We start from the raw sequence: 24,413 nt of genomic DNA, 5'->3' as shown, positions 1-24,413 counted from the left end.
CGTCCAGGGGGCTGTGCCCCCGCTCGTGGCTCTACCGTGGATCCACTCCGGGGACGTCGTCAACACCCGGCCGCTGGTCAGCTGAGGCAGGTCTTGAAATGCTCGCGTAAACGGTGGGTCCCGGTCGCTGGGGCAACCGCGTCCTGCGTCAGTCCGGCCAGGAGAAAGGACAGCGTCCCGGCCCGGGCGGGGTTCAGCACCCGCACGGGGACGACGCCGGCCCGCAACAGTCCCGAGGGCACCGAGACCAGGCGCGGACGCCGGCCCAGAACATCGAAAGCCAACCGGGCCACCTCGCGATGCGTCATGGTCTCCGGTCCGCCGACGTCGAGATCTCCCGTGGTTCCGGCCTCGAGGTGTCTGCGGATGAAGGCGGCCAGATCGGCGCCGTGAATCGGGGCGACTCGGGCATGGCCGCCGTCCACGACCATGGCCAGGTGTTTTCGGGCCATCTCCAGATAGGCCGTCATGTCGGAGAAGTACCCGGTGGGATTGATCACCAGGCCGTTCGACCCCTCCGAACCGGGGCCGAAGCTGATGCCGGAGGTAGTGCCGGAGCGACGCAGTACCTCCGCGAAGGCGGATTTGGCGCGCGTGAGGTCCGCGGGGATGTCTTCGCCATGGAGCACGTGGACGTAAACGAACCGATCGATGCCGGTGCGCCGGGCTTCATCGAACAACGCCAGATTGCCCCGATAGTCCACGGCCCAGGGGTCACCGCCATGCCCGGTGACCCCCACGGTGCTGACCACGGCGTCCATCCCCTCGGTGACGCCGTCCAGCGTCTTCGGCTTCGTGACGTCGGCCGCCACCGTCTGGCATCGTCCAGCCTCGATGATCGGTGCGTCACGTGGACCCGGCTGGGTCAGCCGCTCGGGGGAACGGGCCAGAGCCCGGACCTCGTGGCCGCCGTCGATCAGCTCGGCCAGGAGGTGACGACCGAGGTAGCCGGTGGCGCCGGCGAGGAGGATTTTCATGCGAACAGTATCCATCCGCTGCCCGCCAGGCAGCCAACACAGAGCAGCCAGAACAGTCCTGTCCAGACCACGGCCGGCACCCCGGTCAGCCGGCCCAGTTGGTCGACGTCGCTGTCCATTCCCGGGACTGAACTCCGGCCGCTGCGGCCACCCCAGCCACTCCGATCACCACGGGGGCCGCCGTATCTGCGCAGGATGCGGCGGCGTTGACGTTGCAGCTCGACCACGGAGCGCGGGGCCGCCAACAGCAGCGACCAGACGGCCAGATGCGCTGCGCACTGCAGGACCACCGGCGCCGCCATCCAGGACAGAGCGGCCACGGCCACACCGGTGGCCAACACGACCCACAGGCCATAGAGGTTGCGGATCAACAGGAGCATCAGGGCACAGGTGAGGACGAGTAACCACAACCATCCGGCGGCATAGCCGGCCCCGAGCAGCCAGGCTCCGGCCAATCCGACCACGGCGGGAGCGGGATATCCGGCGGCGAGTGTCAGGACCATTCCGGGACCGCGGGGTTTGCCCCGGGAGAGGGTGACTCCGGAGGTGTCCGAGTGCAGGCGGATGCCGCGCAATCGGCGGCCGGCCAGCACCGCGATCAAGGCATGGCCGGCCTCATGCACCAAGGTGACCAGGTGCCGGACGAGACGGTAGCCGGCCGGGCTCCACGCCAGCACCAGTGCGACGCCGGCCATCGCCAGCGCCCAGCGCCAGTCCAGGGGGGCTTGGGCAACCGTGACTCGTTCCCACCACTGTGCCAGCACGGGTTCCGTCAGAACCCGCCGGTGTCCGGGGCCATGTTGGAGAACCGTGAGTAGTGGCCCTGGAAGCCGAGCACGATGGTCTTCGTGGGGCCATTGCGGTGCTTGGCCACGATCAGGTCCGCCTCACCGGAGCGGGGCGACTCGCGGTCATAGATGTCTTCGCGGTGCAGGAGGATGACCATGTCCGCGTCCTGCTCGATCGAGCCGGACTCACGCAGATCCGAGACCTGCGGGCGCTTGTCGGTGCGCTGTTCGGAACCACGGTTGAGCTGGGAGAGGGCGATGACGGGCACGTCGAGCTCCTTCGCCAGCAACTTGAGGGCACGGGAGAACTCGGCGACCTCTTGCTGACGCGACTCCACCTTCTTGCCGGAGCTCATCAGCTGCAGGTAGTCCAGCACCACCAGCTTCAGATCATGCTTCTGCTTCAGCCGGCGGCATTTCGCGCGGATCTCCATCATCGACATGTTCGGCGAATCGTCGATGAAGAAGGGGGAATCATTGAGCCGGCCGACGGTCGCGGCGATCTTGGACCATTGCTCGTCCCGAATCGTGCCCTTGCGCAGATCCTGCAGCGCGATGGTGGCCTCGGCGGAGAGCAGGCGCATAGCGATCTCGTTCTTGCCCATTTCCAAGGAGAAGAACACGGCGGCCATGTTGTTCTTGATGGCCGCGGCGCGAGCGAAGTCCAGCGCCAGCGTCGATTTGCCGACGGCGGGGCGGGCGGCCACCACGATCATCTGCCCGCCGTGCAGTCCCTGGGTCAGCTCGTCGAACTCATAGAACCCGGTGGGAACACCGGTCATCCCCTCACCCTGGGAACCGGCAGCCTCGATCTCGTCCACGGTGTGCTCGAGGATCCCGGACAGCGGAACATAGTCCTCGGACTGACGGGTCTCAGCGACCTGGTAGATCTCCGCTTGGGCCTCGTTGACGATCTCCTCGACCTCGCCGTCCTGGCCGTAGCCCATCTGGACGATCTTGGTCCCGGCCTGGACCAGCCGGCGCAGAACACCCTTCTCGCGGACGATCTCGGCGTAGAAGCCGGCGTTGGCCGCCGTGGGCACAGACTGCACGAGCTCGTGGAGAACGGCCGGGCCTCCGACCCGGGACAGCTCCTGGCGCCTGCTCAACAGAGCGGCCACGGTCACCGCGTCGGCGGGCTCTCCACGGCCATAGAGGTCGATGATCGCCTCGAAGATCAGCTCGTTGGCCGGCTTGTAGAAGTCGTTGCCCCGCAACACCTCCACAACGTCGGCGATCGCATCCTTGGAGAGCATCATGCCGCCCAGAACGGATTGCTCGGCCACGAGATCCTGTGGTGGAAGGACGTTGGCCCGCGAGCCGCCGGCGCCGTCGGTGGAATCAAAATGCTCTGATGCCAAGTAGTTGATTCCCTTTCCCCAAAACCGGACGGCCCGGCAACTCCTCGCGGTGCGATGACCCCTAGAGGAGTCCGTCGCACCGGGAGGACTCGATGCGACGGACTCCACAGCCGATACGAGCCGGATGTACGCCGTATGAAACCGGCCAATACCCGGCACCGCTCGAAGGGGATACCACGAGACACTACTCGCCGGTTGGACCTCCCTCAACCGCGTGTTCCACACCGCCTGTGGATAACGTGTGGATTCAGCGGCGTGTTGTGTGAACAGAGTGGGGACAACTCGGTGGACTTTGATCCACATCTGCCTAGGTAGTGCTTCTGACTTGGGCGTTCGTGATTCACCCGCTGTGGATTCAAAAGAATTTTGTTGGGGATTACTTCCGGTGGGCTACCACGGACAGGGTCTCCTGTACATCTGGATACCCCGGCTCTTCACACTTCTCCACAGGTTGTCCACAGGGTTTGTACCGAGCGTTGTACACCGTCCCCGTGCTCTTTTCCGCGCCCCCGAGTGACGTGCCGGGCCTGCGATGTCACATCTGTCACTCAGGTCTTCCGTTCACGCGGTATTCATCCGTGAGCGGTTTCACATCCCCTTGAGCTCGAGCCGGTGGATGGTATGGGACGGCAGACAAAACCGGGTGGGTCCCCGAAGGAACCCACCCGGCGGTGTTCGCGGCGGAAACAGGAAGTGGACCGTCCGGTCACTTCTATGCCGCTGCTTTTTCTACTTTTCTACAGCGTCTAGAGCTATTTTCGCTCCTGCTGCTACTACTACTTCTTCTTGGACTTGTCGCCCACGACGTCCAAGTCGATCACAGCCAGGACATCCTCGTGCAGTCGAGCGTGGGCCTGGTAGCGTCCGGTCGCCTTGATGGCGGTCGGCAGGGTCACGACGCGCTTGTCGAGGTCACCGAGCCCGGCCTCCTTCACGGCGTCGGCCACGTCGGCTGCCTTGACGGCACCGAACAGGCGTCCGCCTTCGCCCGCGGTCACCGTGAGGCGGACCGGAGACTCCTGCAGCTTCGCTGCCAGGGCCTGGGCCTCCTCCAGGGACTTCACGGCGCGGGTTTCGCGGGCCGCCTTGATGGATTCGATCTGCTTCTCGCCGCCCCTGGTCCACAGGGTCGCGAAGCCGCGCGGCAGCAGGTAGTTGCGGGCGTAACCGTTCTTGACGTCAACGACGTCACCGGCGGCGCCCAGGCCAGTCACTTCCTGGGTCAGAATGAGCTTTGCCATCTGTATCTTCCTTCCTCGGCTCGTCGATCAGCCGCGGCCAGCGCCGGAGTAAGGAAGCAGGGCAACCTCACGGGCGTTCTTGATGGCCTGGGCGATCTTGCGCTGCTCCTGCACGGTCACGCCGGTCACGCGACGCGCGCGGATCTTGCCGCGGTCGGAGATGAACTTGCGCAGTAGTGCAACGTCCTTGTAGTCGATGACAGTGATGTCAGCGGCCTTCAGCGGGTTGGACTTTGGTTTGGGCTTACGGATTTCAGCCTTCGCCATCGTGGTGCTCCTTCAATACTCGGGAGCCCGCAGAACGGTTCTGCGGGATGGGATCACAGGTGAAGAGCCACCTGCGTGCCGTCTGGGAAACGGTTCCCGACGGCGACCGGCTGGGTCAGTGCCCTGAAGCAACCCGGCCGGGGGTCGGGGAAAGGGCCACGCCCTTCCCCGGATGTTCTGTGCTGACGATCAGTGTTGATCGACGCGCTGAGGGATCAGAACGGCGGTTCGTCGTTCCCCGGGGTATCCCAGGAGCCCGCCGATGTGGAGGATCCTCCCCACGGGTCGTTCTGCTGCCCGCCACCGGCGCCCCAACCGGCGTTGCCGCCGCCCTGGCCGCCGGCGTTGCCACCCTGAGGAAAGCCGCCGCCCTGGCCGCCACCGGAGTTTCCTCCGAAGCCACCGCCGCCGGAGCGACCGGACTTGGTGACCTTGGCGGTCGCATAGCGCAACGAAGGACCGATCTCGTCCACGTCCAACTCGTACGACGTTCGCTTCTCGCCCTCGCGGGTTTCATAGCTCCGTGCCTTGAGCCGGCCCTGGGCGACCACGCGGGTGCCCTTGGTCAGCGACTCGGCGACGTTCTCCGCGGCCTCACGCCAGATGGAAGCACGGAGAAACAGGGTCTCGCCGTCCTTCCATTCATTGGTCTGACGATCGAAGGTCCGCGGCGTGGAGGCAATGGTGAAGTTGGCCACGGCCGCCCCGGAAGGGGTGAACCGCAGTTCCGGGTCAGACGTCAGGTTTCCAACGACGGTGATGACGGTTTCTCCGGCCATGGTGCCTCCTGCTAGTGCCTCAGTGGGTGCTGTTCAGCGCTGATATCAGCTGGTGTGTGGCGCCCGTCCGGACGCCGTCACGGAATTACTCTGCGGAGATCTTCTGCTCTTCCGGGCGGATGATCTTGGTGCGGAGGATGGTTTCGTTCAGACCCAGCAAGCGGTCCAGTTCCTTGGAGGTCTCCGGGGAGCTGGTGAAGCTGATGACCGCGTAGATGGCCTCGGTCTTCTTCTGGATCTCGTAGGCCAGACGGCGCCGGCCCCAGAGATCGAACTGGTCGATGGAGCCGCCGTCCTTGGTGACGACCTCCAGGTACTTCTGCAGGGTCGGTTCAACGGTGCGTTCATCCACTTCGGGATCAACCAGCACCATCAGTTCATATGCACGCATGCGAACCCACCTCCTTTGGGCTGACGGTCACGGTCTTTCCGTAACAGGAGGTTCTGTGCGATGGCTCTGCGAGGTGCTCGTCATGGGACGGCACGCAGAAAACCTTCACTATCCTACCCTGTCGGCAACACGGCCGCGAACCCCAGTCTCACCGTTCAACGGCTCCGAGGCCACGGGACCCCACCCTGCTGTGGACCATAGCCAGTCACTGGTCGCCTGTGCAGGATGGGACCATGCCGACCGCACCCCGCACCGACCACACCGAGCTGCTGCTACTGCGCGGCGTCAACGTGGGCGGTCACGCCAAGGTGCCGATGGCATCACTGCGCCGCTTCGCCGAAGAGGCCGGGGCCACGGACGTCACCACGTATCTGAACTCGGGAAACGTCCTGTTCCGGCTCCCCGCTGGACCTGGCTCTGGCCCTGGCCCCGGCTCTGCCCCAGAGCGGGACGACGACGCCGAGAGAACCTGGCTGGCCGCTGAGGTCTCCGGCGCCCTCACCCGTGAACTGGGCCTCTCCATCCCGGTCACCGCCCTCTCCCGCCGTGAGCTCGTCACGGCGCTGGAACTCCTCGACGACCTCCCCTTCCGGGGAGGAGAACCCAAACTCACCCACCTCTTCGTCCTCGCCAACGCCGCGGGCGCGGGCGCGGCCGCACGCCGGCTGGAAAGCTTCGACGCCGGAGAAGATCAGTGCAAGGTCATCGGCCGTTTCGTCTGGGTGCGGTATGCACAGGCCTCGTACTCGTCACCGCTGAACCTGCAACGGGTGGAGAAGACCCTCGGGACCACCGCCACCGCTCGAAATCTGACGACGATCCGCCACCTCGCCGGCCAGTCCTGAGCCCCAACCCCTCAACCCGGCATTTCATCTGTGTAGCACGATCTGTCGTTTCCGACGGCAAAACTCGACAATTCGTGCTACTCAGATGGGGCGGGTTCTCAGACGGGGTGGCCTCAGGCTCCCGCGAAGAAGGCGGACACCGCACCCGCCAATCGGGCCGGGTCCTCGGCACCGCACATCTCCCGGGCCGAGTGCATCGACAGCAGTCCCAGGCCCACGTCCACGGTGCGGATGCCCAGACGAGTGGCGGAGATCGGGCCGATGGTGGAGCCACAGGGGACATCGTTGTGGGAGACGAACTCCTGGAACGGCACGTCGGCTGCCCGGCACCAGCGGGCGAACGCGGCAGCACCGGCGGCGTCGGTGGTGTACCGCTGATTGGCGTTGATCTTCAGCAAGGGCCCGCCGTTGACGCGGGGACGGACCACGGGATCGTGGCGTTCGGCGTAGTTGGGGTGGACCAAATGGCCGGCGTCGGCGGAGAGCAACCACGACCCGGCGAACGACCGGGGCACCGCCTGCCCCGTCACCCCCATGACCTCCAGAACGCGGCGCAGGACGTCCTCGAGCACCGGACCCGCGGCACCGGAGCGGGACGCGGATCCCAGCTCCTCGTGATCGAAGGCGGCCAGTACGGGGACCACGGGCGGACCCGCGGTCGCCGGGGCAGCGGTACGTCCCAGGGCCTCCATCTCCACCAGCCCGGCATGGACGGAGGAGAGGTTGTCCAGGCGCCCGGAGGCGAAGAACTCGCCGGAGGCGCCGAACAGCCCGGGCGGCTGCGTATCGGCCATCACGACGTCGAATCCCGCCACCTCGGTGGGGTCCAGTCCCGCGGTGCGCGCCAGGACGGCAAGGATGTCCGTGGGAAAGTCCTCCGAGGAGGCGTCGGACGCCGACGGCACGGCACCCCAGAGAGGGTGGAGGTGCTGCTGCCGGTCCAGCTTCAGTCCGTTGTTCACCTCGCGATCCAGGTGGATGGCCAACTGGGGGAAGCGGGCGATGGGGCCCGTGGCGGCCAGGTGTTCCTGACCGTCCACGGTTGCCAGGCGGCCGGCGAAACACAGTTCGCGGTCCAGCCAGGAGTTCAGCAGGGGCCCTCCGTAGACCTCCACCCCCGCCTGCAACCACCCCTCGCGGCTCGTCGTGGGGCGGGGCTTGAGCTTGAACGTCGGCGAATCGGTATGGGCTCCAAGAATCCGGAACACCGGGACGGCGTCTGCGTGATCTGCGGGGTCTGCGGCGCTTTCGGCGTTGGTGGCCGCCGGCGTACCAGCGCCGAGGTGGGAGCCGGCGTCGGGAATCCGCCAGGCCATGACGGCACCGTCCCGCACCAGGACATACCCGCCCGGCCCCGCGGGAAAGTCCCGCTGTTCATCCACGCGGACATATCCGGCCGCCTCGAGCCGGCGCGCCACTTCGGCCGCGGCGTGGTAGCTCGAGGGACTGGCCATGACGAAATCCGCCAGGTCCTGCAGGTGCGGCGGCAGTGAGCTGGAGGTGGAGGACGAAGACGTAGGGGTTTCCGCGGCGGTCATGTCCCTACCGTACTGGCCGCACCAGCCAGGGCGCCCGGTCAGGGGCATCGTCGTAGTCGCCGCCCAGCGGGTCGTCGACCGGGAGTTTCCGCGCTTCGCTCGGGTCGAAGCCCAGTCTTTCCAGTCGCGCGGCCGCGGTGATCTGACCGGTGCCGGAGTTGCCGTTCAGCCAGATACGGCCGCCGGGCAGTGACGCTCGCACCGGGTCCTCTGCCGGACTGAGCATCTGCTCCACCACGCGGGCCATCAGATACAGGGTGGCGGCCATGTGAGCCAGGACGGCCAGAACGTAGAAGGTGTCATCCAGGGAGTGCTGGACCTCCGATCCGGAGGCGTCCTTCGCCAGATACATCCAGATCGCCCAGAAGTGCAGGACTTCCACGAACTGCCAGATCAGGTAATCACGCCACCGCGGAACGGCGAGCGCGGCCAGGGGGATGAGCCAGATGACGAATTGTGGGGAGTACACCTTGTTGCACAGCACGAAGGCACCCACCACCAAGAAGGCGAGCTGGGCGACTCGCGGCCGGTATCGGCACGTGACACCGAGGAGGAAGATGCCGGCGCAGCAGACGAAGAACGCCCCGTACGCCAGCAGGGACAGGCTGGCGGGATCCACGGTCGGCCCACCGGTCTTCTCCATGGTGACGTCCCAGGCGTGCCAGATCGAGGACAACCCCGGGCCGCGTTCACCGGAAAAGGTGAAGAACACGCTCCAGGCATCGAAATTGCCCAGCATCATGGGCAGGTTGACGGCGAACCAGGCGGCCACAGTGCCCAGCGCCGCCCAGGCTAATGGAGCCCACTTCAGGGAGCGCACGGCCAGGATCAACAACACCCCGAGGATCAACACCGGATACAGCTTCATCGCGGCGCCGAGGCCGAAGAGCATCCCGGCCAGCAACGGCCTGCGGCCTCCGAACAGCCACAGACCCAAGGCCATCAGAGCAACGGCCCAGAGGTCCCAGTTGACGGATCCGGCCAGGATGATGCCCGGTGCCACGGCCACCATCAGTGCGTCCCAGGGCCGACGGCCGGCGGATTTGGCGGTGACCACCACAGTGACGATCCACAGGATGGCGGTGAGGACGAAGTTCACATCCCAGTAGGCCAGCGAGGGGTTCAGCTCCGAGAACGGCAGGGTCCGGGCGATCACCGCCGCGATCGAGGCCACCACGGACATCAACACCGGATACTCGAAGCTCGCCCCCGCGGCGAACGGTGCGAAGGGGTCTTCGGCGAAGCCGCGCCCGCCATACAGGGCGGACCAGTCCGAGTAGCAGCCCGCGTAGTAGACGGTGGGCTGACTCCAGCCGTTGACTCGGCACGGTGATTTCAGCAGTACCGCCACCACGGCGGACAGCGTGGTCAGCAGGATCAGCACCCGCATCGGCGTCAGGAACGAGCCCCCGGTCCGGCCGGGAACCGTGTGACGGCCCATCGGTCCGCCGACCATCTCGCTCATTCTGCGGATCAGCCCGTCGGTGCGGGAGGGCACGGACACCGGAAGGGGGGCACCCCTGCCGGAGGACCCTGTACCGGAAGACCCCGTGCCGGACGGCCCGCCGGCCCGGCGAAGGCCCGGGCTCTGCGTGCCGGGGGCCGGGGTGCGCAGACTCATGGCGCCTATCTTAGGGCTCCACGGCCGGGGCCAACCGGAACAGTGACGGTGCAGTGATGTCGCAGCGATGTCGCAGCGACGCTGCAGTGACGTCGCACAGAACGGACTGTGAGGTTTGATGCAGTCACCGCCCGTCACCCGGCGTAAAGTGGGTGCGGTTGTGCCCCCACCCGTTCGGGCCGGCGGCATACATACCAGCAGTGACGTCCCGGATTGCCGGGACCCGGTCCGCCGCGCCGTGCGTGCGGCCGAACGACCATCAGGACAACGAGGAGTACCGGTGCCGAAGAAGCCGATTCGTGTGGCCATCGCGGGCGTGGGCAACTGCGCCACGTCCCTGATCCAGGGGGTGGAGTACTACCGCAGCGCCTCCGAGGACGAACAGGTCCCCGGGCTCATGCACGTTCGCTTCGGCGACTATCACGTCAACGACCTCGAGTTCGTGGCGGCCTTCGACGTGGACGCCCAGAAAGTCGGCGTGGAACTGTCCGAAGCGCTGAACGCCTCGGAGAACAACACCATCAAGCTCGCCGACGTCCCGGCAACCGGCGTGACGGTCCAGCGAGGCCCCACGCTGGACGGGCTGGGCAAGTACTACCGCGAGATGATCGAGGAATCCGACGCCGAGCCGGTCGACGTCGTGCAGGCCCTCAAGGATGCTCAGGTCGACGTCCTGGTCTCCTACCTGCCCGTCGGCTCGGAGGAGGCGGACCAGTTCTACGCCCAGGCGGCCATCGACGCGAAAGTCGCCTTCGTCAACGCGCTGCCCGTGTTCATCGCCGGGACCCAGGAGTGGGCGGACAAGTTCACCGAGGCCGGCGTCCCCATCGTGGGCGACGACATCAAGTCCCAGATCGGCGCCACCATCACCCACCGCGTCATGGCGAAGCTGTTTGAAGACCGTGGTGTCACCCTGGACCGCACGTACCAGTTGAACGTGGGCGGCAACATGGATTTCAAGAACATGCTCGAGCGCGAGCGCTTGGAGTCCAAGAAGATCTCCAAGACGCAGGCCGTCACCTCCAACACCTCGGCCGTGCTCGGCGAGGACGACGTGCACATCGGCCCCTCGGACTACGTCTCCTGGCTCGACGACCGCAAATGGGCGTTCGTGCGCCTGGAAGGCCGCAACTTCGGCGACGCCCCGGTGTCCTTGGAATACAAGCTCGAGGTCTGGGACTCGCCGAACTCGGCCGGTGTCATCATCGACGCCGTGCGCGCCGCGAAGATCGCCCTGGACCGCGGCATCGGCGGCCCGATTCTCTCGGCCTCCTCCTACTTCATGAAGTCCCCGCCGGTCCAGCACCACGACGACGAGGCCCACGAACTGGTCGAGGCCTTCATTCGCGGGGAGATCGACCGCTGAGCCGAGGGTCCAGCCGGCGAGCATGCGAGCCCTGGGCCACCGCCAGCAGGCGCAGCAACAGTTGCGAATAGGCATGGATCCCGACGGCGGTATAGGTCGCGATCACGTCCGGGGACGGTGGCCCCGCATCGGAGGACGCTGAGGACCACGGCGCCGAGTCCACGAGTTCGTGCGCGGCGACGGAGTCCGCGGCCCGGGCGTAGACCAGGGCGCCGGCCAGATCAGGGTCCAGTCCCCACCGGGACATGGTGGCCATGTGCTGATCCAGGGCGTCGACGGTCTCCGGTGATCCGGTGGCCCAGCCCATGGCCGAGATGATCTCCTGAGCCGTCAGCCGTCCGGTGGATCGGGCTGACCCGGCCGATTCGCTGGGTTCGGCTGATTCTGTGGATTCACGTGATTCGGCCGCTTCGGTGGTCACCGCCTCCGACGACGGGATGCCCAGCACGATCGTCTGAACCGCGCCCATCATCGCGATGGTGTCGTGCGTCCGCACCGCAGCATTCACCGCGTCGATGACCTGCCGCACCTGGACCAGGCCGAGCCCCACGACCTGACGCAGGGCCGAGATCAGCCGCAGCCGCTCCACATGGTGCTGCTCGTAGGCGGCCGTGGTGGCATTGAGTTTCTCTCCCGGCGGCATCAAACCCTCGCGCAGATAGAACTTCACGGTGCTCACCGGGGTCGACGTGACCTCGGCCAGTTTCTGCAGCTTCATCGCACTCCCTGCCTTGAGCCGCCCTGCACTGCCCTGCACTGCCCTGTGCCGCCTTGACGTCCATTGGATACCGTTCGGCCCGCGCACTATCCACGGTGACACCCTTGGGTACCACCACTACCTTAGTCGCATGGATCCCGTCAGCGACCTGGTGTCTGATCCCCTGCTCCTGATTCACGTGCTTGCCGCCGTTCTGTCTCTCGCGCTGCCACCGGTGAACCTGATCCGACGGCGACGCGACCACCTCCACCGCCGCGTGGGCCGGACCTGGGTGGTCACCATGGTCATCACCGCGTTGACCAGCTTCACCATCCAGGAGCCGTTCTGGAATCTGTCCTGGCTCCACGCCCTCTCCGTCTGGACCGTGTTGTCCCTGTCCCTCGGCGTCGCAGCCATCCGCCGCGGCAACAAGCCGGCGCACATCGCCCACATGGTGGGGAGTTACTTCGGACTGTGGGTCGCCTTCCTCTGGGCCGCGATCGTTCCGAACCGCACCGTCGCGCAGATCCTCGTCCAAGCCCCGACGACGGCCGTGGTGACCGTACTGCTGGCCGCACTCACCGCCGTCGGGCTGATCTGGATCTACCGGACGGCTCCCGTGCGCGGTCCGCTGATCCCCCCTGAAGTGCGTGATACTCCTCCTTCCGCCGCCACCGCAGGGCCTGACGAGCACGGACATGTCGGGGGAAGGGTGACGAGATACCGGGCCACCCTCCGCGGCCGGTAACCATTTCCCGGGCCGGGCTCGTATGTCAGGATCGGGCCCATGAACGACGCCGAGATCTCCGCCGCCGCGACCCTCGAACCGCTGGCCGACGTCGCTCAGCGGTCCGGAATCCCCGAAGAGAGCCTCATTCCGTACGGGCGTCACATGGCCAAGGTGGACACCCTGAGCCTGCCGGACACCGACCGCGAACCAGGTCGGGTCGTGTTGGTCACCGGCATCAGCCCGACGCCGGCCGGCGAGGGGAAATCGACCGTCACGGTGGGATTGACGGACGGCTTGAACCTCCTCGCCGCCACCGACGACGCCCCTGAGCCGTGGGCGGGCAAGACCGCGATCGCCGCTCTGCGAGAGCCCTCGCTGGGGCCGGTGTTCGGGATGAAGGGCGGGGCCACCGGTGGCGGTTATGCCCAAGTCGTGCCCATGGAGAACATCAATCTGCACTTCACGGGTGATTTCCACGCCATCACCTCGGCGCACAATCTGCTGTGCGCACTGGTGGACAACCATCTTCACCAGGGAAACGCGTTGGGGATCGATCCGCGCACGATCACGCTGAAGCGGGCCCTGGACATGAATGATCGGTCCTTGCGCCAGACCATCATCGGTCTCGGAGGTCGCAGCGAGGGGGTTCCTCGCGAGAACGGTTTCGAGATCACGGTGGCCACCGAGACCATGGCGGTGTTCTGCCTGGCCTCCGATCATGAAGACCTCAAGTCCCGGTTGAGTCGGATGATCATCGGCCGGACCTATGACAAGGAGCCCGTCACGGTCGGCGACCTGGGCCCCGACGGCGCTCAGGGCGCGATGGCCGTCCTGCTCAAGGACGCCCTGCAGCCGAATCTGGTCCAGACCCTCGGTGGATCCTCCGCCTTCGTCCACGGTGGCCCGTTCGCCAATATCGCGCACGGCTGCAACTCGATCATCGCGACCAATACGGCCCGGCGGTTGGCCGACGTCGTGGTCACCGAGGCCGGCTTCGGCGCGGATCTGGGCGGGCAGAAGTTCATGGACATCACCGCTGTCGCGGGCGGATTCCCGCCAGCGGCCACCGTCATCGTGGCCACGGTGCGAGCCCTGAAGCTCAACGGCGGCCTGTCCCTGGAGGATCTGGATCGCGGTGCCAGTAGTGAAGCTGCTGACGGTACTGCCGGCACTGACGGTGCTCACGGTACTGATGACGATCAACGCCACCTCGACGCGCTGGCCGAGGGCGTGGTGAATCTACAGCGGCACATCGAGGACATGGCCGCCTACGGTGCTCCCGTGGTGGTGGCGATCAATCGCTTCCCGCAGGACACCGACGCCGAACTGTCCTGGCTCACGGGCTGGTGCGAGGACCGGGGAGTGCCGGCCGCCGTCGCCGAGGTCTGGGCTCGCGGCGGCGACGGCGCCCTCGAGGTGGCCCGCCGCCTCGTGGAGGTCCTGCCCGAACCGGGCCGGGAACCGGAATGGACCTCATTGTGGTCCGACGACATGACCGTCGAAGAGCGCATCGAGGCCGTCGTCCGGCGCACCTACCGCGGGTCCGGCGTCCAGTACTCGACCACGGCCCGCAAGCAACTGGCCCAGCTGGCGGAGGAGGGCTGGGATCGGCTGCCGGTCTGCATGGCCAAGACCCAGTACTCCTTCACCGATGACCCGTCCGTGCGAGGTGCCCCGGAGGACTTCACCATCACGGTGCGAGAGCTGTCGGTCCGGCCTGGCGCGGGGTTCGTGGTGGCGCTGACGGGTTCCGTGATGACGATGCCGGGTCTGCCCCGGAAACCCGCCGCCGAGTCCATGGATGTGGACCCGGACGGCACCATCACTGGTCTGTTTTAGGCGGCCGAGACTCCGGCTGTTCGGCCCACCAGCGCAGCAGTTCCGCGGTGGCGGTCTCCTCGTCGTGCGGACCCTCATCGAGGCGGTACTCGAGCAGATGCTGATAGGCCCGGCCCACCACCGGCCCGGGCTTGATGCCGAGAATCGACATCACCTGCTTGCCGTCCAGGTCCGGGCGGATGGCCTCGAGTTCCTCTTTCTCGGTGATCTCCACGATGCGCCGCTCCAGGTCGTCGTACGCATGGGCCAGGCGCTCGACCTTGCGCCGGTTCCGGGTGGTGACGTCCGAACGGGTCAGCGCATGCAACCGGGGCAGCACCGGACCGGCGTCGGTGACATAGCGGCGCACGGCGGAGTCGGTCCAGTCGGCCTCGCCATAGCCGTAGAACCGCATGTGCAACTCCACGAGCCGGGCCACCGCCTTGATGGTGTCGTTGTCGAACTTCAACGCCCGCATCCGCTGCTTGACCAGCTTGGCTCCCACCACGTCGTGGTGGCGGAAGGTGACCGCCCCGTTCGGTTCGAAGCGCCGGGTCGCCGGCTTGCCGACGTCGTGCATCAGCGCGGCGAACCGGAGGATGAAGTCCGGGGCGGGCACATAGGTTCCCGACGGCGGCACGAACGCCTCGGCGTTCGCCTCACCTTCGGCGCCGGCCTCAGTTCCGGTGTCAGTCCCGGTGTCATCGACGGCGTCAGGACCCGCCGGCGGCTCGTACTCGTGGTCCATCGCCTGTTCCATCACGGTCAGCGAATGCTCGTAGACATCCTTGTGGCGGTGGTGCTCGTCCGTCTCCAGCTTCAGCGCCGGCAACTCGGGCAAGACGTGGTCGGCCAGACCGGTGTCCACCAGGAGATTGATCCCGGCCCGGGGACGCGAGCCGTTGACGAGCTTGACCAGTTCCTCCCGGACCCGTTCGGCGGAGATGATGGTGATCCGCTCGGCCATGGAGGTCATGGCGGACACCACCGACTCGTCCACGCCGATGCCCAGCTGGGAGGCGAAGCGGGCCGCGCGCATCATCCGCAAGGGGTCGTCGGAGAAGGAGTCCTCCGGGGCAGCCGGAGTACGCAGCCGGCCGGCGGCCAGATCCTTCACGCCGCCGAAGAGATCGACGAGTTCCAGGGAGGGCAGGCGGATGGCCATGGCGTTGACGGTGAAGTCCCGGCGCACCAGGTCGTCGTCGAGCGACTCACCGAAGGCGACCTGTGGCTTGCGCGAGTTGGGATCGTACTGTTCGGCCCGGTAGGTGGTGACCTCGAGCTGCCAGCCGTGCTTCGAGAAGCCGATGGTGCCGAATTTCTTGCCGATGTCCCAGTGCGCATCGGCCCATTTCCGGGCGATGCGCAGCGTGGTGTCCGGGTCGGCGTCCGTGGTGAAATCCAGATCCGGGGACACCCGGCCGAGGAACAGGTCGCGGACGGGTCCGCCCACGAGGGAGAGATCGTGGCCGGCGTCCTCGAACAACCGGCCGAGTTCCAACACCACGGGGGGAAGACCAGCGCCGGCCGGAAACCCCGGTGGCAGCGCGATGAGCTCGTCCGGCGCGGTGGCGCGCTCGCCTGTGGACGGACCGGACGTGGATCGGGAAGAAGCAGAGGGATTCATCGTGTGATTAAGGGTGCCAGATCGCCGACCGACCTGAAGACCACCGGTGTGCTGACGAGACGCACTGCAGGCATGGCCCGCTACAGTGGAATGCATGGCTCATCCCGTTCCGAGCGCCCCCAAGCGCACCCCGCTCACCGCATCGGTGGGCCGGCGCGTGCCACGGCGTCCGGGTCAGCAGGGCCAACAAGGCCAACAGGGCACTGCCGCAGACGCCACGCAGAGTTCGCTGCCGACGGTGGAAGAGGTCTCGGCCGGTGGACTGGTGGTGCGCAAGATCGCCGGCCGGCTCCAGGTCGCCATCATTGCCCGCTACAACCGCGGCGGACGGCTGGAATGGTGCTTGCCGAAGGGCCACCTCGAAGGCGTGGAGAAACACCACGAGGCCGCTGTCCGCGAGGTCGAGGAGGAAACCGGCATCGCCGGCGAGATCCTCGCCTCGCTGGGTTCCATCGACTACTGGTTCACGGTCTCCAGCCATCGCGTGCACAAAACCGTGCACCACTACCTGCTTCGGGCCACCGGGGGCGAACTGACCACCGAGAACGACCCCGACCACGAAGCCGTGGACGTCGCCTGGGTGGACCTGGAGGTGCTGAACTCCACGTTGTCCTTCCCCAATGAGCGCCGCATCGTCGACCTCGCTCGCGATGTCCTTCCGGAGTACATCGACGGGTTCCCGGACCTGCCGGAATCACAGCAGTGAGCAGTACCGGGACCACCCGGACGCCCGACGTCGACAGCACCGCCAAGTCCAGCGCCATCATGGCCGCGGGCACGCTGGTGTCCCGCATCCTCGGTTTCGTCCGCACCGCTCTGTTGGCCGTGGCGATCGGTTCGACAGCCATGGCCGCGGACATCTTCGAGTCCGCGAACACGATCCCCAACATCATCTACATGCTGCTGGCCGGCGGCGTGTTCAACGTCGTCCTCGTCCCGCAGCTCATCAAGGCCGCCCGCAGACCCGATCAGGGGGCGGACTACACCTCGCGGCTCATCACGCTCGCGGTGATCGTCATGGCCGCGGCCACTCTCGTCATCACCCTGGCAGCAATGCCCATCATGATGGCCCTGACCAGCGAGTGGTCGCCACCGATGCTCGCCCTGGGCACCGCTTTCGCCCTGTGGACGTTCCCCCAGATCTTCTTCTACGGCCTGTACGCCGTCATCGGTCAGGTCCTCAATGCCAACGGGCGCTTCGGTGCCTTCATGTGGGCTCCCGTGGCCAACAATATGGTGGCGATCGGCGTCATCGGCCTCTACCTGGTGATGTTCGGCGCCTATACCGCCGGCGGGGACCAGTTGGCGCAGTGGAGCACGGCGCAGACCGTCCTGCTCGCCGGCGGCCACACCTTGGGCATCGTGGTCCAGGCGCTGGTGCTGTTCATCCCGTTGGGCCGTCTCGGCCTGCGCCTGAGGCCGAAGTTCGGCTGGAAGGGGATGGGGCTGCGCTCCACGGGCAAGCTCGCCGGCTACACCCTGGTCACGATGATGGCCGGCAACGTCGTGAACCTTCTGGTCACCCGGTTGGTCTCCGGCGCCACTCAGGCCCGCACCGCCCTCGGTGAGGCGAGCGCTCCCGGCGGGCCGTTCGCCGGCATGGATCCCGACGTCGTCCAGGCCTCCATCCCCGGTCTGTACGCCTTGAACACGGCGCAACTGATCACGGTGCTCCCGCATTCGGTGTTCGTCCTGTCACTGGCCACCGTGCTGTTCAATCAACTCACACGATCCCTGCACGCGCACGACATCCCCGGCGCGCTGGCCACGATCGGCCGAGGACTGCGCAACTTCGCCGTGCCGATGATGTTCGCCATGGTCATGGTCCTGGTGCTGGCCGGGCCCCTGGGTCGCATCTTCGGCGGCACCTCGGAAATGGCCTCCGCCTCCGGCGTAGCGATCGGTCAACTCCTGGTGCTGCTGGCACTGGGCATGCCCTTCCGCTCCGCGCACATCTACCTGATGCGCCTGTTCTACGCTGCGGAGAACGCCCGCATCCCGATGATGGTTCAGGTCGTCACCGCCGCCTGCACCCTGGTCATCGCCTATGCCGTCTCGCTGTTCATGCCGAGCTGGTCCATGGCGTACCTCATGGTCTCCGTCTTCACCGTTCTGCACGTCGCCCAGTTCATCGCCGCCCACGTCCTCGTGCGCCGGCACTACGGGGACTACGGTTTCGGCTCCGTGCTGGACACGTATCTGCGGACCGGCGTGGCCTCCGTCGTCGCCGGCCTCGCCGGCGCTCTGGCCCTGTGGCTGATGGGAGGGTACTCCGGCGGGTTCCCGTGGGCATCGATCATCACTGCCCTGGTGAGCTGCGCCGTCGTCGCCGTGGTCATGGCCGTGGTCTATTTCCTGATCCTGCGAGCCATGCGCTTGCCCGAACTGTCGGAATTCCTGGGGCCCTTGGCACGCAAGATTCCGGGGTTGCAGCGGTGAATTCCGCGCCTCGCTTCGGCGGTTCACGCCGTCAATGCCCCCGTGCGGTCGTAGCATGGTTCCGACCACACCCCCGGGTCGGCCAGTGTCCAGCCGAGATCTCCGCCCACGGCCACACCGACCACACTGCCCGGGCCACCAATCTGGAGGAGCACTGTGCCGCAGCCCATTGAAGAGGGAATGGTCCTGGGAGGCCGATACCTCGTCACCGGACATGTGCTGACGTCAGCAGACCAGGACATGGTGCTGGATGGCCGCGACCAGGTGCTCAATCGCGACGTCGCCATTCTGGTCGCCTCCGCCGACCATGCCTCACAAGTGGCCGCCTCAGCGCGCGAACTCGCCACCGGAGAGCGTCAGGGCAGCATTCAGGTGCTCGACCTCGGCCTGAGTGAGGGCCGCACCTACCTGATCGCCGGAGGCACGCCGTCGTCGGACGAGCTGCTGGACATGACGCGTGAGCAGCAGGTCTACGTGGAGCCGTTCTACACGGACACCCTCGGCTCGGAGATCTTCGGCGAGGCACGCACCTATGAGCCGCACGTCTACGAGGACGACGAGGAATACTACGAGGATCTCGACGACGGCTTTGCCGAGGAGGATGCCGAGAAGCGCAGGCCCAAGTTCCTCCGGGGCATTTCCGATCGCCTGAGCCAGCGCCTGGGATCGGACGACGCCGCACGAGAGGCTGTCGCCGGGGGCGCTGCGGGGACCGGTGGGGCCGCGGCTGCTGCAGCCGCTCGAGACCGGGATGAGTCGGCCGGTCCGGAAGCCAGCGACGAATACCACGACGCCGGCGGCACCCGCCCCGTCGATCCCTACCGTTCCGTGGTGCGCCGCGAGAGCGGCAAGCCGTTGCCGGAGTCGGTCAGTGACGACGACTGGACCGGTGCTCATGATGAGGTCACCGTCGATCCCAGTCGCTCCGAAGCGCGTTCCGCCCGCTCGGACCGGCCAGAGGTGAACCGGCCAGAGGTGAACCGGTCTGTTGAGTCCCGAGACGAGGACGCCGATGAACTCGCCGAGGACAACACCGGCGAGGACTCTGGTCTGGACACCGGTCCGGATACCGGTGAAACGCCCACTGTCGCCGTCGCAGCACCACTGATCGGTCGGCACAGCCCGAAACCGGGACGGGACGGCGGGCCAAACCCGGCCGACCGGCCCAAGGTCACCCTCTGGGACGACGCCGACGAAGACCTCGAGAACGCCCGGGACCGCGACCCGGACGGATACCGGGCAGAGGACCGGGTCGGAGATCGGCGCGAAAGCCGACCGGCCGGGCGCTTTGACGATGACAAGCGGGATGGTCGGACAGCCGCCGTCGGCGCTGGGGCCGGCGTCGTTGCTGGTGCTGGTTCTGCTGCCGGTGTTGGTGCTGGTGCTGACTACGGCCATGGTCATCATCACGATTCCGGCCACGATGATGCCGAGTTCGACGACGAGTTCCACGACGAGCACTATGAGGACGACGAGGATCGGCCCCACGGGGCACGCTGGCTCGTCGGGGGCATCCTTGCCCTGCTGCTGATTCTGGGGGCCGTGTTCGCTTTCAACATCTTGGGCAACAACCGTGCACCCGTCGCCGACGATGAAACCGAGGAGCCCGGTTCCTCTAGTCCGAGCTCCTCCCAGGAGCAGACCCAGGAATCGCAGTTGCCCGATCCCGTCATTGCCGGAGTGACACGGGCGGTTCCCGACAGCCCGGAGCTCAGCGCCGAAACGGACAACACGTTGCCCAATGCGATCGACGGCAATCCTGCCACCGCGTGGCAGACCTACTCCTTCGCGCAGCCAGCGTTCGGCGGCTATGCCTCGTCTATGGCGCTGGTCGTCGAGCTGGAGGAGGCCAGTGCGATCGAAGAGGTGAACATCACCCAGAACAACGGTACCGGCGGCTCCTTCTCCGTGATGCTGGGCGACAGTCCCGACGTCGGCGCGGCACGTCAGATCGCCGAGGGGTCCTTCACCGGGCCAGAGGTCAGCGTGCCGGTGCCCGCCGAGGACGGCGGTACGGCAGAGGCTCAGTACGTGATCATCAACTTCACCGAATTGCCTCAGCTGTCCAACGCGTCAGCCGACCTGCCCTATGGGCTGCGGATCGCCGAGGTCGAGGTCGAATAGTCCAGGACGCCGGCCGTCTCAGAGCCTCCGCCCTACCGCTCGGCGGAAGGCGAGGATGTTCTCGATGACTTGCACACCTACGATCTGTGCAACGGTGTGCATCCTTGTCGGCCGCTTTCGCACGGCCATGGATCGACATCCGTCAATGGATGGAATAGGTTCCTCCCGAAGGACGTTCCACCACTAACAGTTCCAGTCGTCTAACCCTTGAAGGAAGAACCGTGACCGAGGCTGCAGAGTCCACCGACGTCGTCCGTGACGTTGTCATCATCGGATCGGGACCGGCGGGCTACACCGCGGCCATCTATGCCGCGCGCGCCAACCTGAACCCGCTGGTGGTCGCCGGCTCCGTCACCGCCGGTGGCGAGCTGATGAACACCACTGATGTGGAGAACTTCCCCGGCTTCCCTGACGGCATCTTGGGTCCCGAACTGATGACCAACCTCGAACAGCAGGCCACCCGCTTCGGTGCGGAGATCCTCTTCGAAGATGTGGTCCAGGTCGATCTCAAGGCTGAGCCGAAGTCCGTCACCCTGGGCAATGGCACCGTATACCGCACCCACTCCGTGGTGCTGTCCACAGGCTCCGCGTACCGGGAGTTGGGCGTCGACGGCGAGAAGCGCCTCTCGGGCCACGGTGTCAGCTGGTGCGCCACGTGTGACGGATTCTTCTTCCGGGACCAGAACATTGCCGTGGTCGGCGGGGGCGACTCTGCCATGGAGGAGGCGTTGTTCCTCACCAAGTTCGCTTCCAAGGTCACCGTCATCCACCGCCGCGGTGAACTGCGCGCCTCGAAGACCATGGCCGACCGTGCCTTGGCCCACGAGAAGATCGATTTCGTCTGGGACACCGAGGTGATCGGGCTCGAAGGGGAGGACAAGCTCCAGACCCTGAAGCTGCGGCATCTGCAGACGGGCGAGGAATCCACGATGGACGTCACCGGCTTGTTCGTGGCCATCGGTTCTGACCCTCGCACCGATCTCGTCAAGGATCAGTTGGAGCTGAATCCAGACGGAACCGTCCGCATCGAGTACCCCAGCACCCGGACCTCTCTGCCCGGCGTCTTCGCCGCCGGTGATGTCACCGATCCGACCTACCGCCAGGCCATCACCGCCGCCGGCAGCGGCTGTATCGCTGCCCAGGATGTCGAGCATTACCTCGCGGATGTCAAAGAACTGGCGGCAGTGGCACTCTGATCCAGCCACTCGTCTCCCTCGACCTGAGCACGGATGAGTGTCCGCGCTCCACGACAACCCCATCTAGGAGGAATCATGAGCACCATTGACGTGACCGACCAGGATTTCCAGGACAAGGTCCTCAACTCGGACAAGCCCGTTCTCGTCGACTTCTGGGCCGAGTGGTGCGGACCGTGCCGCCAGCTCAGCCCCGTGCTGGAACAGATGGCCGAGGAGCATGCCGACAAGATCACCGTCGCCAAGCTCAACGTGGACGACAATCCGCAGGCTGCCTCGAGTTACGGCATTACCAGCATTCCGGCAGTGATGGTCTTCCAGGGTGGCGAGAAGGTGGCCTCGTCCATCGGCGCCAAGCCCAAGCAGGTCCTCGAGTCGGAGTTCGCCGAGTACCTCAAGTAAGCCACGGTCGATGAACTGACCGGTCGACACCGAAGAGCCCCGTTCCTCGCGGAACGGGGCTCTTCGCGCGACGGGGTCCAAGGTGCACCCTCGACCCTGGTTTCAGTGGCTATTTGTCTTTAGGAACTGGCAACAGGACGCGATGCCTCTGTCCAGGAGCTGGCGGGATCTACTGATCGGTGGACCCTGACGGCTGGATGAGATCCATGATCCGGTTGAGGTCATCCACGGAGGCGAAATCGATGGCAATCTTGCCTTTGCGCGCGCCCAGCGTGATCTTCACCGTCGTATCCAGCCGATCCGTGAGGGAATTGGCCAGGTAGTCCAGACGTTCGTGTCGGTCCGTCCTCGTCTTGCGCGCTTTCGGCTTGACCTGACGAACCCCTTCCTGCAGTGAGACCAGTTCCTCCGTGGCTCTCACCGACAGACCCTCGGAGACCACCTTCTGCGCCAGACGTTCCATTTCAGCAGGGTCGACCAGTGCGAGCAGTGCTCTGGCATGTCCCGCCGACAGAACGCCCGATGCCACACGCCGTTGAACGAGGGGCGGGAGATTCAGCAGTCGGAGCGTGTTGGTGATCTGAGGTCGTGAGCGGCCGATTCGCGCCGACAGTTCGTCTTGCGTGCAGTTGAAGTCCTCCAACAGCTGCTCATACGCGGCCGCCTCTTCCAGGGGATTCAACTGACTCCGGTGCAGATTCTCCAGGAGAGCGTCTCTGAGCAGATCTGTATCGGCTGTGTGCCGAACGATCGCGGGAACCTCGTTCAGTCCTGCCTGCTGGGATGCGCGCCAGCGCCGTTCACCCATGACCAGTTCAAAGGGAGAGGGACCGTCCACCTGCCGAACGACGATCGGCTGAAGAACCCCCACCTCCTTGATCGAGGCGACCAATTCTTCCATGTCGTCCTCATCGAACGACTGACGTGGCTGGCGAGGATTGGGGTGGACGTCAGCCACCGCTACTGTCCTCAATTCCGCGTTGCCCACCGTGCCTGAGTACCGGCTCGATGGGCCTCTGGACGGTGCCGGGGCATCCTCGGGGCCCGCCTCCGGGCTCGCTTCCGTGGTCGCTTCTGATGAGTTCTCCCGGGAATCAACCTTTGCAGGTTGACGATCCGATTCATCAGGCAGCCGGTTCGGCTCTGCTCGCTCGATGCCGCTACCGGACGAGACGCTCACTCGAGGCATGTACGGACGGTCCCTGGACTTCCGGGGAGTTGAGTTACCTTCCTCTGAGGTTGCAGCGTCCTCACTTTCGCCGCGACGGTCAGGAAAGAAGACGTCCACGGGACGCCGTGTTTCACGTGGAACGGCGTACGTTCCGGTTCCACGATCACCCCCGAGGTACCGATCGACAACATCCGCCTGGCGTGTATGGGCAGCTCGGGCAGCCTTAGCTTGGGTAGCTTCTGCTGAGGGCGACTGTGCAGGTAGAGGAGTGGCGTCCGAGGCGTCCGCTGTTTCAGGGGATTCGGCCTCTACTCCGAAGACTTCGTGGTGGCCTTCGGCCCCATCCTCGTCCTTTCCGGCAGCCGGCGAATCTCCATTAGAGCCGCCATCGTTCTTTTCCGGTTGAAGTTCAGGCTCTACGGGCGGCTCCGCGGTCCGCTCCGCGATGGCCTGCTCCGACTCTTTGCTCTCATCCGCCTCGTCTTGGACAGATGAGGTGTTCTGAATCAGTGCCTCGAGGCCCCTGCCCAGTCCACGTCGACTCTTCTTCATACATGCCCCTTAGAACGCCGCTTGCTTCTCGTGCAAGTCTACGCGGTTTCACGTGGAGCTCCTGGGCGGCGGCTGCTCCGTTCCACGTGAAACGGCGCCTGGTTCGTTCGCGCGGTGGGGTGGCGGGCGACGTTCTCTCGTGCCGTACACCGGCGCCGCCGCACTACATCCATCCACAGCAACAAATGGACTCTCCCCATCCGATACACCCATCACCAAACGCTGGATACATACGCCTACCCAAATGCTCGCCTGGAACTCCCATGACCAGATCCATTATCCGGCCCAAGCCTGAGGAATGGCGGGAGGCGATTCTTCCGCGGGATGCACACCGAACTCATCGTGGCAACGTTTCACGTGGAGCTCTTCGACAGCGGACTCCTTGAGCCAGCCTGGCCCACAGCGTGCTCTCAATGCCGCCCAGACAACTTTGGTCAGCGTTCGATCCTGATTCCCGGGAGGAGCGCAAGTACTCCGGCCGGCCAG

Annotated in this window: 21 protein-coding genes; 9 read left to right on the top strand and 12 right to left on the bottom strand. The window is 65.9% G+C overall.

The window, feature by feature from the left end; genetic code table 11:
• Positions 1–77 precede the first annotated feature (77 nt).
• From ACFQQD_RS04565 to rpsF, 7 genes are all read right to left on the bottom strand, one after another.
• A complete protein-coding gene (locus ACFQQD_RS04565; RefSeq protein WP_378086678.1) occupies positions 78–977 on the bottom strand; it encodes an SDR family oxidoreductase in 900 nt (299 codons plus the stop codon).
• Complete coding sequence (locus tag ACFQQD_RS04560) at positions 974–1,741, bottom strand: M50 family metallopeptidase (protein ID WP_378086676.1); 768 nt, start codon at positions 1,739–1,741, stop codon at positions 974–976. The genes ACFQQD_RS04565 and ACFQQD_RS04560 overlap by 4 nt, the downstream gene beginning before the upstream one ends.
• An 8-nt stretch (positions 1,742–1,749) precedes the next feature.
• Positions 1,750–3,126, bottom strand: coding sequence for a replicative DNA helicase (gene dnaB / locus ACFQQD_RS04555; RefSeq protein ID WP_378086674.1), 1,377 nt, complete (start codon positions 3,124–3,126; stop codon positions 1,750–1,752).
• Positions 3,127–3,902: 776 nt separating this feature from the next.
• Positions 3,903–4,367 (bottom strand): 50S ribosomal protein L9, encoded by a 465-nt coding sequence (gene rplI, locus ACFQQD_RS04550; RefSeq protein ID WP_378086672.1) that lies wholly within the window; start codon positions 4,365–4,367, stop codon positions 3,903–3,905.
• Positions 4,368–4,394: 27 nt separating this feature from the next.
• On the bottom strand, positions 4,395–4,634 hold the full coding sequence (gene rpsR / locus ACFQQD_RS04545) for a 30S ribosomal protein S18 (protein ID WP_010144869.1): 240 nt from the start codon (positions 4,632–4,634) through the stop codon (positions 4,395–4,397).
• 215 nt (positions 4,635–4,849) lie between these two features.
• Positions 4,850–5,413, bottom strand: a complete 564-nt coding sequence (locus ACFQQD_RS04540) for a single-stranded DNA-binding protein (protein ID WP_378086670.1) — start codon at positions 5,411–5,413, stop codon at positions 4,850–4,852.
• A gap of 85 nt (positions 5,414–5,498) precedes the next feature.
• On the bottom strand, positions 5,499–5,804 hold the full coding sequence (rpsF, locus tag ACFQQD_RS04535; RefSeq protein ID WP_378086668.1) for a 30S ribosomal protein S6: 306 nt from the start codon (positions 5,802–5,804) through the stop codon (positions 5,499–5,501).
• A 233-nt stretch (positions 5,805–6,037) separates the two neighbouring features.
• Here rpsF and ACFQQD_RS04530 point away from each other — a divergent pair, with 233 nt between their 5' ends.
• Complete coding sequence (locus ACFQQD_RS04530; RefSeq protein WP_378086665.1) at positions 6,038–6,649, top strand: DUF1697 domain-containing protein; 612 nt, start codon at positions 6,038–6,040, stop codon at positions 6,647–6,649.
• A gap of 113 nt (positions 6,650–6,762) precedes the next feature.
• Here the strand turns inward: ACFQQD_RS04530 and ACFQQD_RS04525 are convergent, their stop codons facing one another.
• Positions 6,763–8,187, bottom strand: a complete 1,425-nt coding sequence (locus ACFQQD_RS04525) for a M18 family aminopeptidase (RefSeq protein WP_378086663.1) — start codon at positions 8,185–8,187, stop codon at positions 6,763–6,765.
• A gap of 4 nt (positions 8,188–8,191) precedes the next feature.
• Positions 8,192–9,808 carry a glycosyltransferase family 87 protein gene (locus ACFQQD_RS04520; protein WP_378086661.1) on the bottom strand — a complete coding sequence of 539 codons (1,617 nt, stop codon included), beginning with the start codon at positions 9,806–9,808 and terminating at the stop codon, positions 8,192–8,194.
• Between the two features lie 280 nt (positions 9,809–10,088).
• Between ACFQQD_RS04520 and ACFQQD_RS04515 the strand changes: the two genes are divergently transcribed.
• Complete coding sequence (locus ACFQQD_RS04515) at positions 10,089–11,174, top strand: inositol-3-phosphate synthase (protein WP_378086659.1); 1,086 nt, start codon at positions 10,089–10,091, stop codon at positions 11,172–11,174.
• Here ACFQQD_RS04515 and ACFQQD_RS04510 read toward each other — a convergent pair.
• Entirely contained in the window at positions 11,149–11,892 is a 744-nt protein-coding gene (locus tag ACFQQD_RS04510; protein ID WP_378086657.1) for a MerR family transcriptional regulator, read from the bottom strand. The genes ACFQQD_RS04515 and ACFQQD_RS04510 overlap by 26 nt on opposite strands.
• A 130-nt stretch (positions 11,893–12,022) precedes the next feature.
• Between ACFQQD_RS04510 and ACFQQD_RS04505 the strand changes: the two genes are divergently transcribed.
• Both ACFQQD_RS04505 and ACFQQD_RS04500 read left to right on the top strand, forming a co-directional pair.
• Complete coding sequence (locus ACFQQD_RS04505; RefSeq protein WP_378086655.1) at positions 12,023–12,619, top strand: DUF2306 domain-containing protein; 597 nt, start codon at positions 12,023–12,025, stop codon at positions 12,617–12,619.
• A 39-nt stretch (positions 12,620–12,658) separates the two neighbouring features.
• Positions 12,659–14,440, top strand: a complete 1,782-nt coding sequence (locus ACFQQD_RS04500; RefSeq protein ID WP_378086653.1) for a formate--tetrahydrofolate ligase — start codon at positions 12,659–12,661, stop codon at positions 14,438–14,440.
• On the opposite strand, the gene ACFQQD_RS04495 is transcribed toward ACFQQD_RS04500, so the two are convergent.
• The gene (locus tag ACFQQD_RS04495) at positions 14,424–16,046 is read right to left on the bottom strand and encodes an HD domain-containing protein (RefSeq protein WP_378086651.1); all 1,623 of its coding nucleotides are present in this window, start codon (positions 16,044–16,046) and stop codon (positions 14,424–14,426) included. The genes ACFQQD_RS04500 and ACFQQD_RS04495 overlap by 17 nt on opposite strands.
• Positions 16,047–16,140: 94 nt before the next feature.
• Here ACFQQD_RS04495 and ACFQQD_RS04490 point away from each other — a divergent pair, with 94 nt between their 5' ends.
• From ACFQQD_RS04490 to trxA, 5 genes are all read left to right on the top strand, one after another.
• On the top strand, positions 16,141–16,752 hold the full coding sequence (locus ACFQQD_RS04490; protein WP_378086649.1) for an NUDIX hydrolase: 612 nt from the start codon (positions 16,141–16,143) through the stop codon (positions 16,750–16,752).
• On the top strand, positions 16,749–18,485 hold the full coding sequence (gene murJ / locus ACFQQD_RS04485; protein ID WP_378086647.1) for a murein biosynthesis integral membrane protein MurJ: 1,737 nt from the start codon (positions 16,749–16,751) through the stop codon (positions 18,483–18,485). Before ACFQQD_RS04490 ends, murJ begins: the two co-directional genes overlap by 4 nt.
• 156 nt (positions 18,486–18,641) lie before the next feature.
• A complete protein-coding gene (locus ACFQQD_RS04480) occupies positions 18,642–20,609 on the top strand; it encodes a hypothetical protein (RefSeq protein ID WP_378086645.1) in 1,968 nt (655 codons plus the stop codon).
• A 221-nt stretch (positions 20,610–20,830) separates the two neighbouring features.
• Positions 20,831–21,805: a thioredoxin-disulfide reductase gene (gene trxB, locus ACFQQD_RS04475; protein ID WP_378086643.1), complete on the top strand. Its 975-nt coding sequence runs from the start codon at positions 20,831–20,833 to the stop codon at positions 21,803–21,805.
• A gap of 75 nt (positions 21,806–21,880) precedes the next feature.
• Positions 21,881–22,204, top strand: a complete 324-nt coding sequence (gene trxA / locus ACFQQD_RS04470; RefSeq protein WP_378086640.1) for a thioredoxin — start codon at positions 21,881–21,883, stop codon at positions 22,202–22,204.
• Positions 22,205–22,373: 169 nt separating this feature from the next.
• On the opposite strand, the gene ACFQQD_RS04465 is transcribed toward trxA, so the two are convergent.
• Positions 22,374–23,162 carry a ParB/RepB/Spo0J family partition protein gene (locus ACFQQD_RS04465; RefSeq protein WP_378086638.1) on the bottom strand — a complete coding sequence of 263 codons (789 nt, stop codon included), beginning with the start codon at positions 23,160–23,162 and terminating at the stop codon, positions 22,374–22,376.
• Positions 23,163–24,413 lie beyond the last annotated feature (1,251 nt).

The sequence above is a fragment of the Citricoccus sp. GCM10030269 genome (genome assembly GCF_042665635.1).
Taxonomy (GTDB): Bacteria; Actinomycetota; Actinomycetes; order Actinomycetales; family Micrococcaceae; genus Citricoccus.
This window is presented reverse-complemented; position numbering and strand designations above follow the sequence as displayed.

Coding starts and splice junctions, on each gene's coding strand:
- ACFQQD_RS04565 (WP_378086678.1), bottom strand. CDS start 977: ATGAAAATCCTCCTCGCCGGCGCCACCGGCTACCTCGGTCGTCACCTC.
- rplI (WP_378086672.1), bottom strand. CDS start 4,367: ATGGCAAAGCTCATTCTGACCCAGGAAGTGACTGGCCTGGGCGCCGCC.
- rpsR (WP_010144869.1), bottom strand. CDS start 4,634: ATGGCGAAGGCTGAAATCCGTAAGCCCAAACCAAAGTCCAACCCGCTG.
- ACFQQD_RS04540 (WP_378086670.1), bottom strand. CDS start 5,413: ATGGCCGGAGAAACCGTCATCACCGTCGTTGGAAACCTGACGTCTGAC.
- rpsF (WP_378086668.1), bottom strand. CDS start 5,804: ATGCGTGCATATGAACTGATGGTGCTGGTTGATCCCGAAGTGGATGAA.
- ACFQQD_RS04530 (WP_378086665.1), top strand. CDS start 6,038: ATGCCGACCGCACCCCGCACCGACCACACCGAGCTGCTGCTACTGCGC.
- ACFQQD_RS04525 (WP_378086663.1), bottom strand. CDS start 8,187: ATGACCGCCGCGGAAACCCCTACGTCTTCGTCCTCCACCTCCAGCTCA.
- ACFQQD_RS04520 (WP_378086661.1), bottom strand. CDS start 9,808: ATGAGTCTGCGCACCCCGGCCCCCGGCACGCAGAGCCCGGGCCTTCGC.
- ACFQQD_RS04510 (WP_378086657.1), bottom strand. CDS start 11,892: ATGAAGCTGCAGAAACTGGCCGAGGTCACGTCGACCCCGGTGAGCACC.
- ACFQQD_RS04505 (WP_378086655.1), top strand. CDS start 12,023: ATGGATCCCGTCAGCGACCTGGTGTCTGATCCCCTGCTCCTGATTCAC.
- ACFQQD_RS04500 (WP_378086653.1), top strand. CDS start 12,659: ATGAACGACGCCGAGATCTCCGCCGCCGCGACCCTCGAACCGCTGGCC.
- ACFQQD_RS04495 (WP_378086651.1), bottom strand. CDS start 16,046: ATGAATCCCTCTGCTTCTTCCCGATCCACGTCCGGTCCGTCCACAGGC.
- ACFQQD_RS04490 (WP_378086649.1), top strand. CDS start 16,141: ATGGCTCATCCCGTTCCGAGCGCCCCCAAGCGCACCCCGCTCACCGCA.
- trxA (WP_378086640.1), top strand. CDS start 21,881: ATGAGCACCATTGACGTGACCGACCAGGATTTCCAGGACAAGGTCCTC.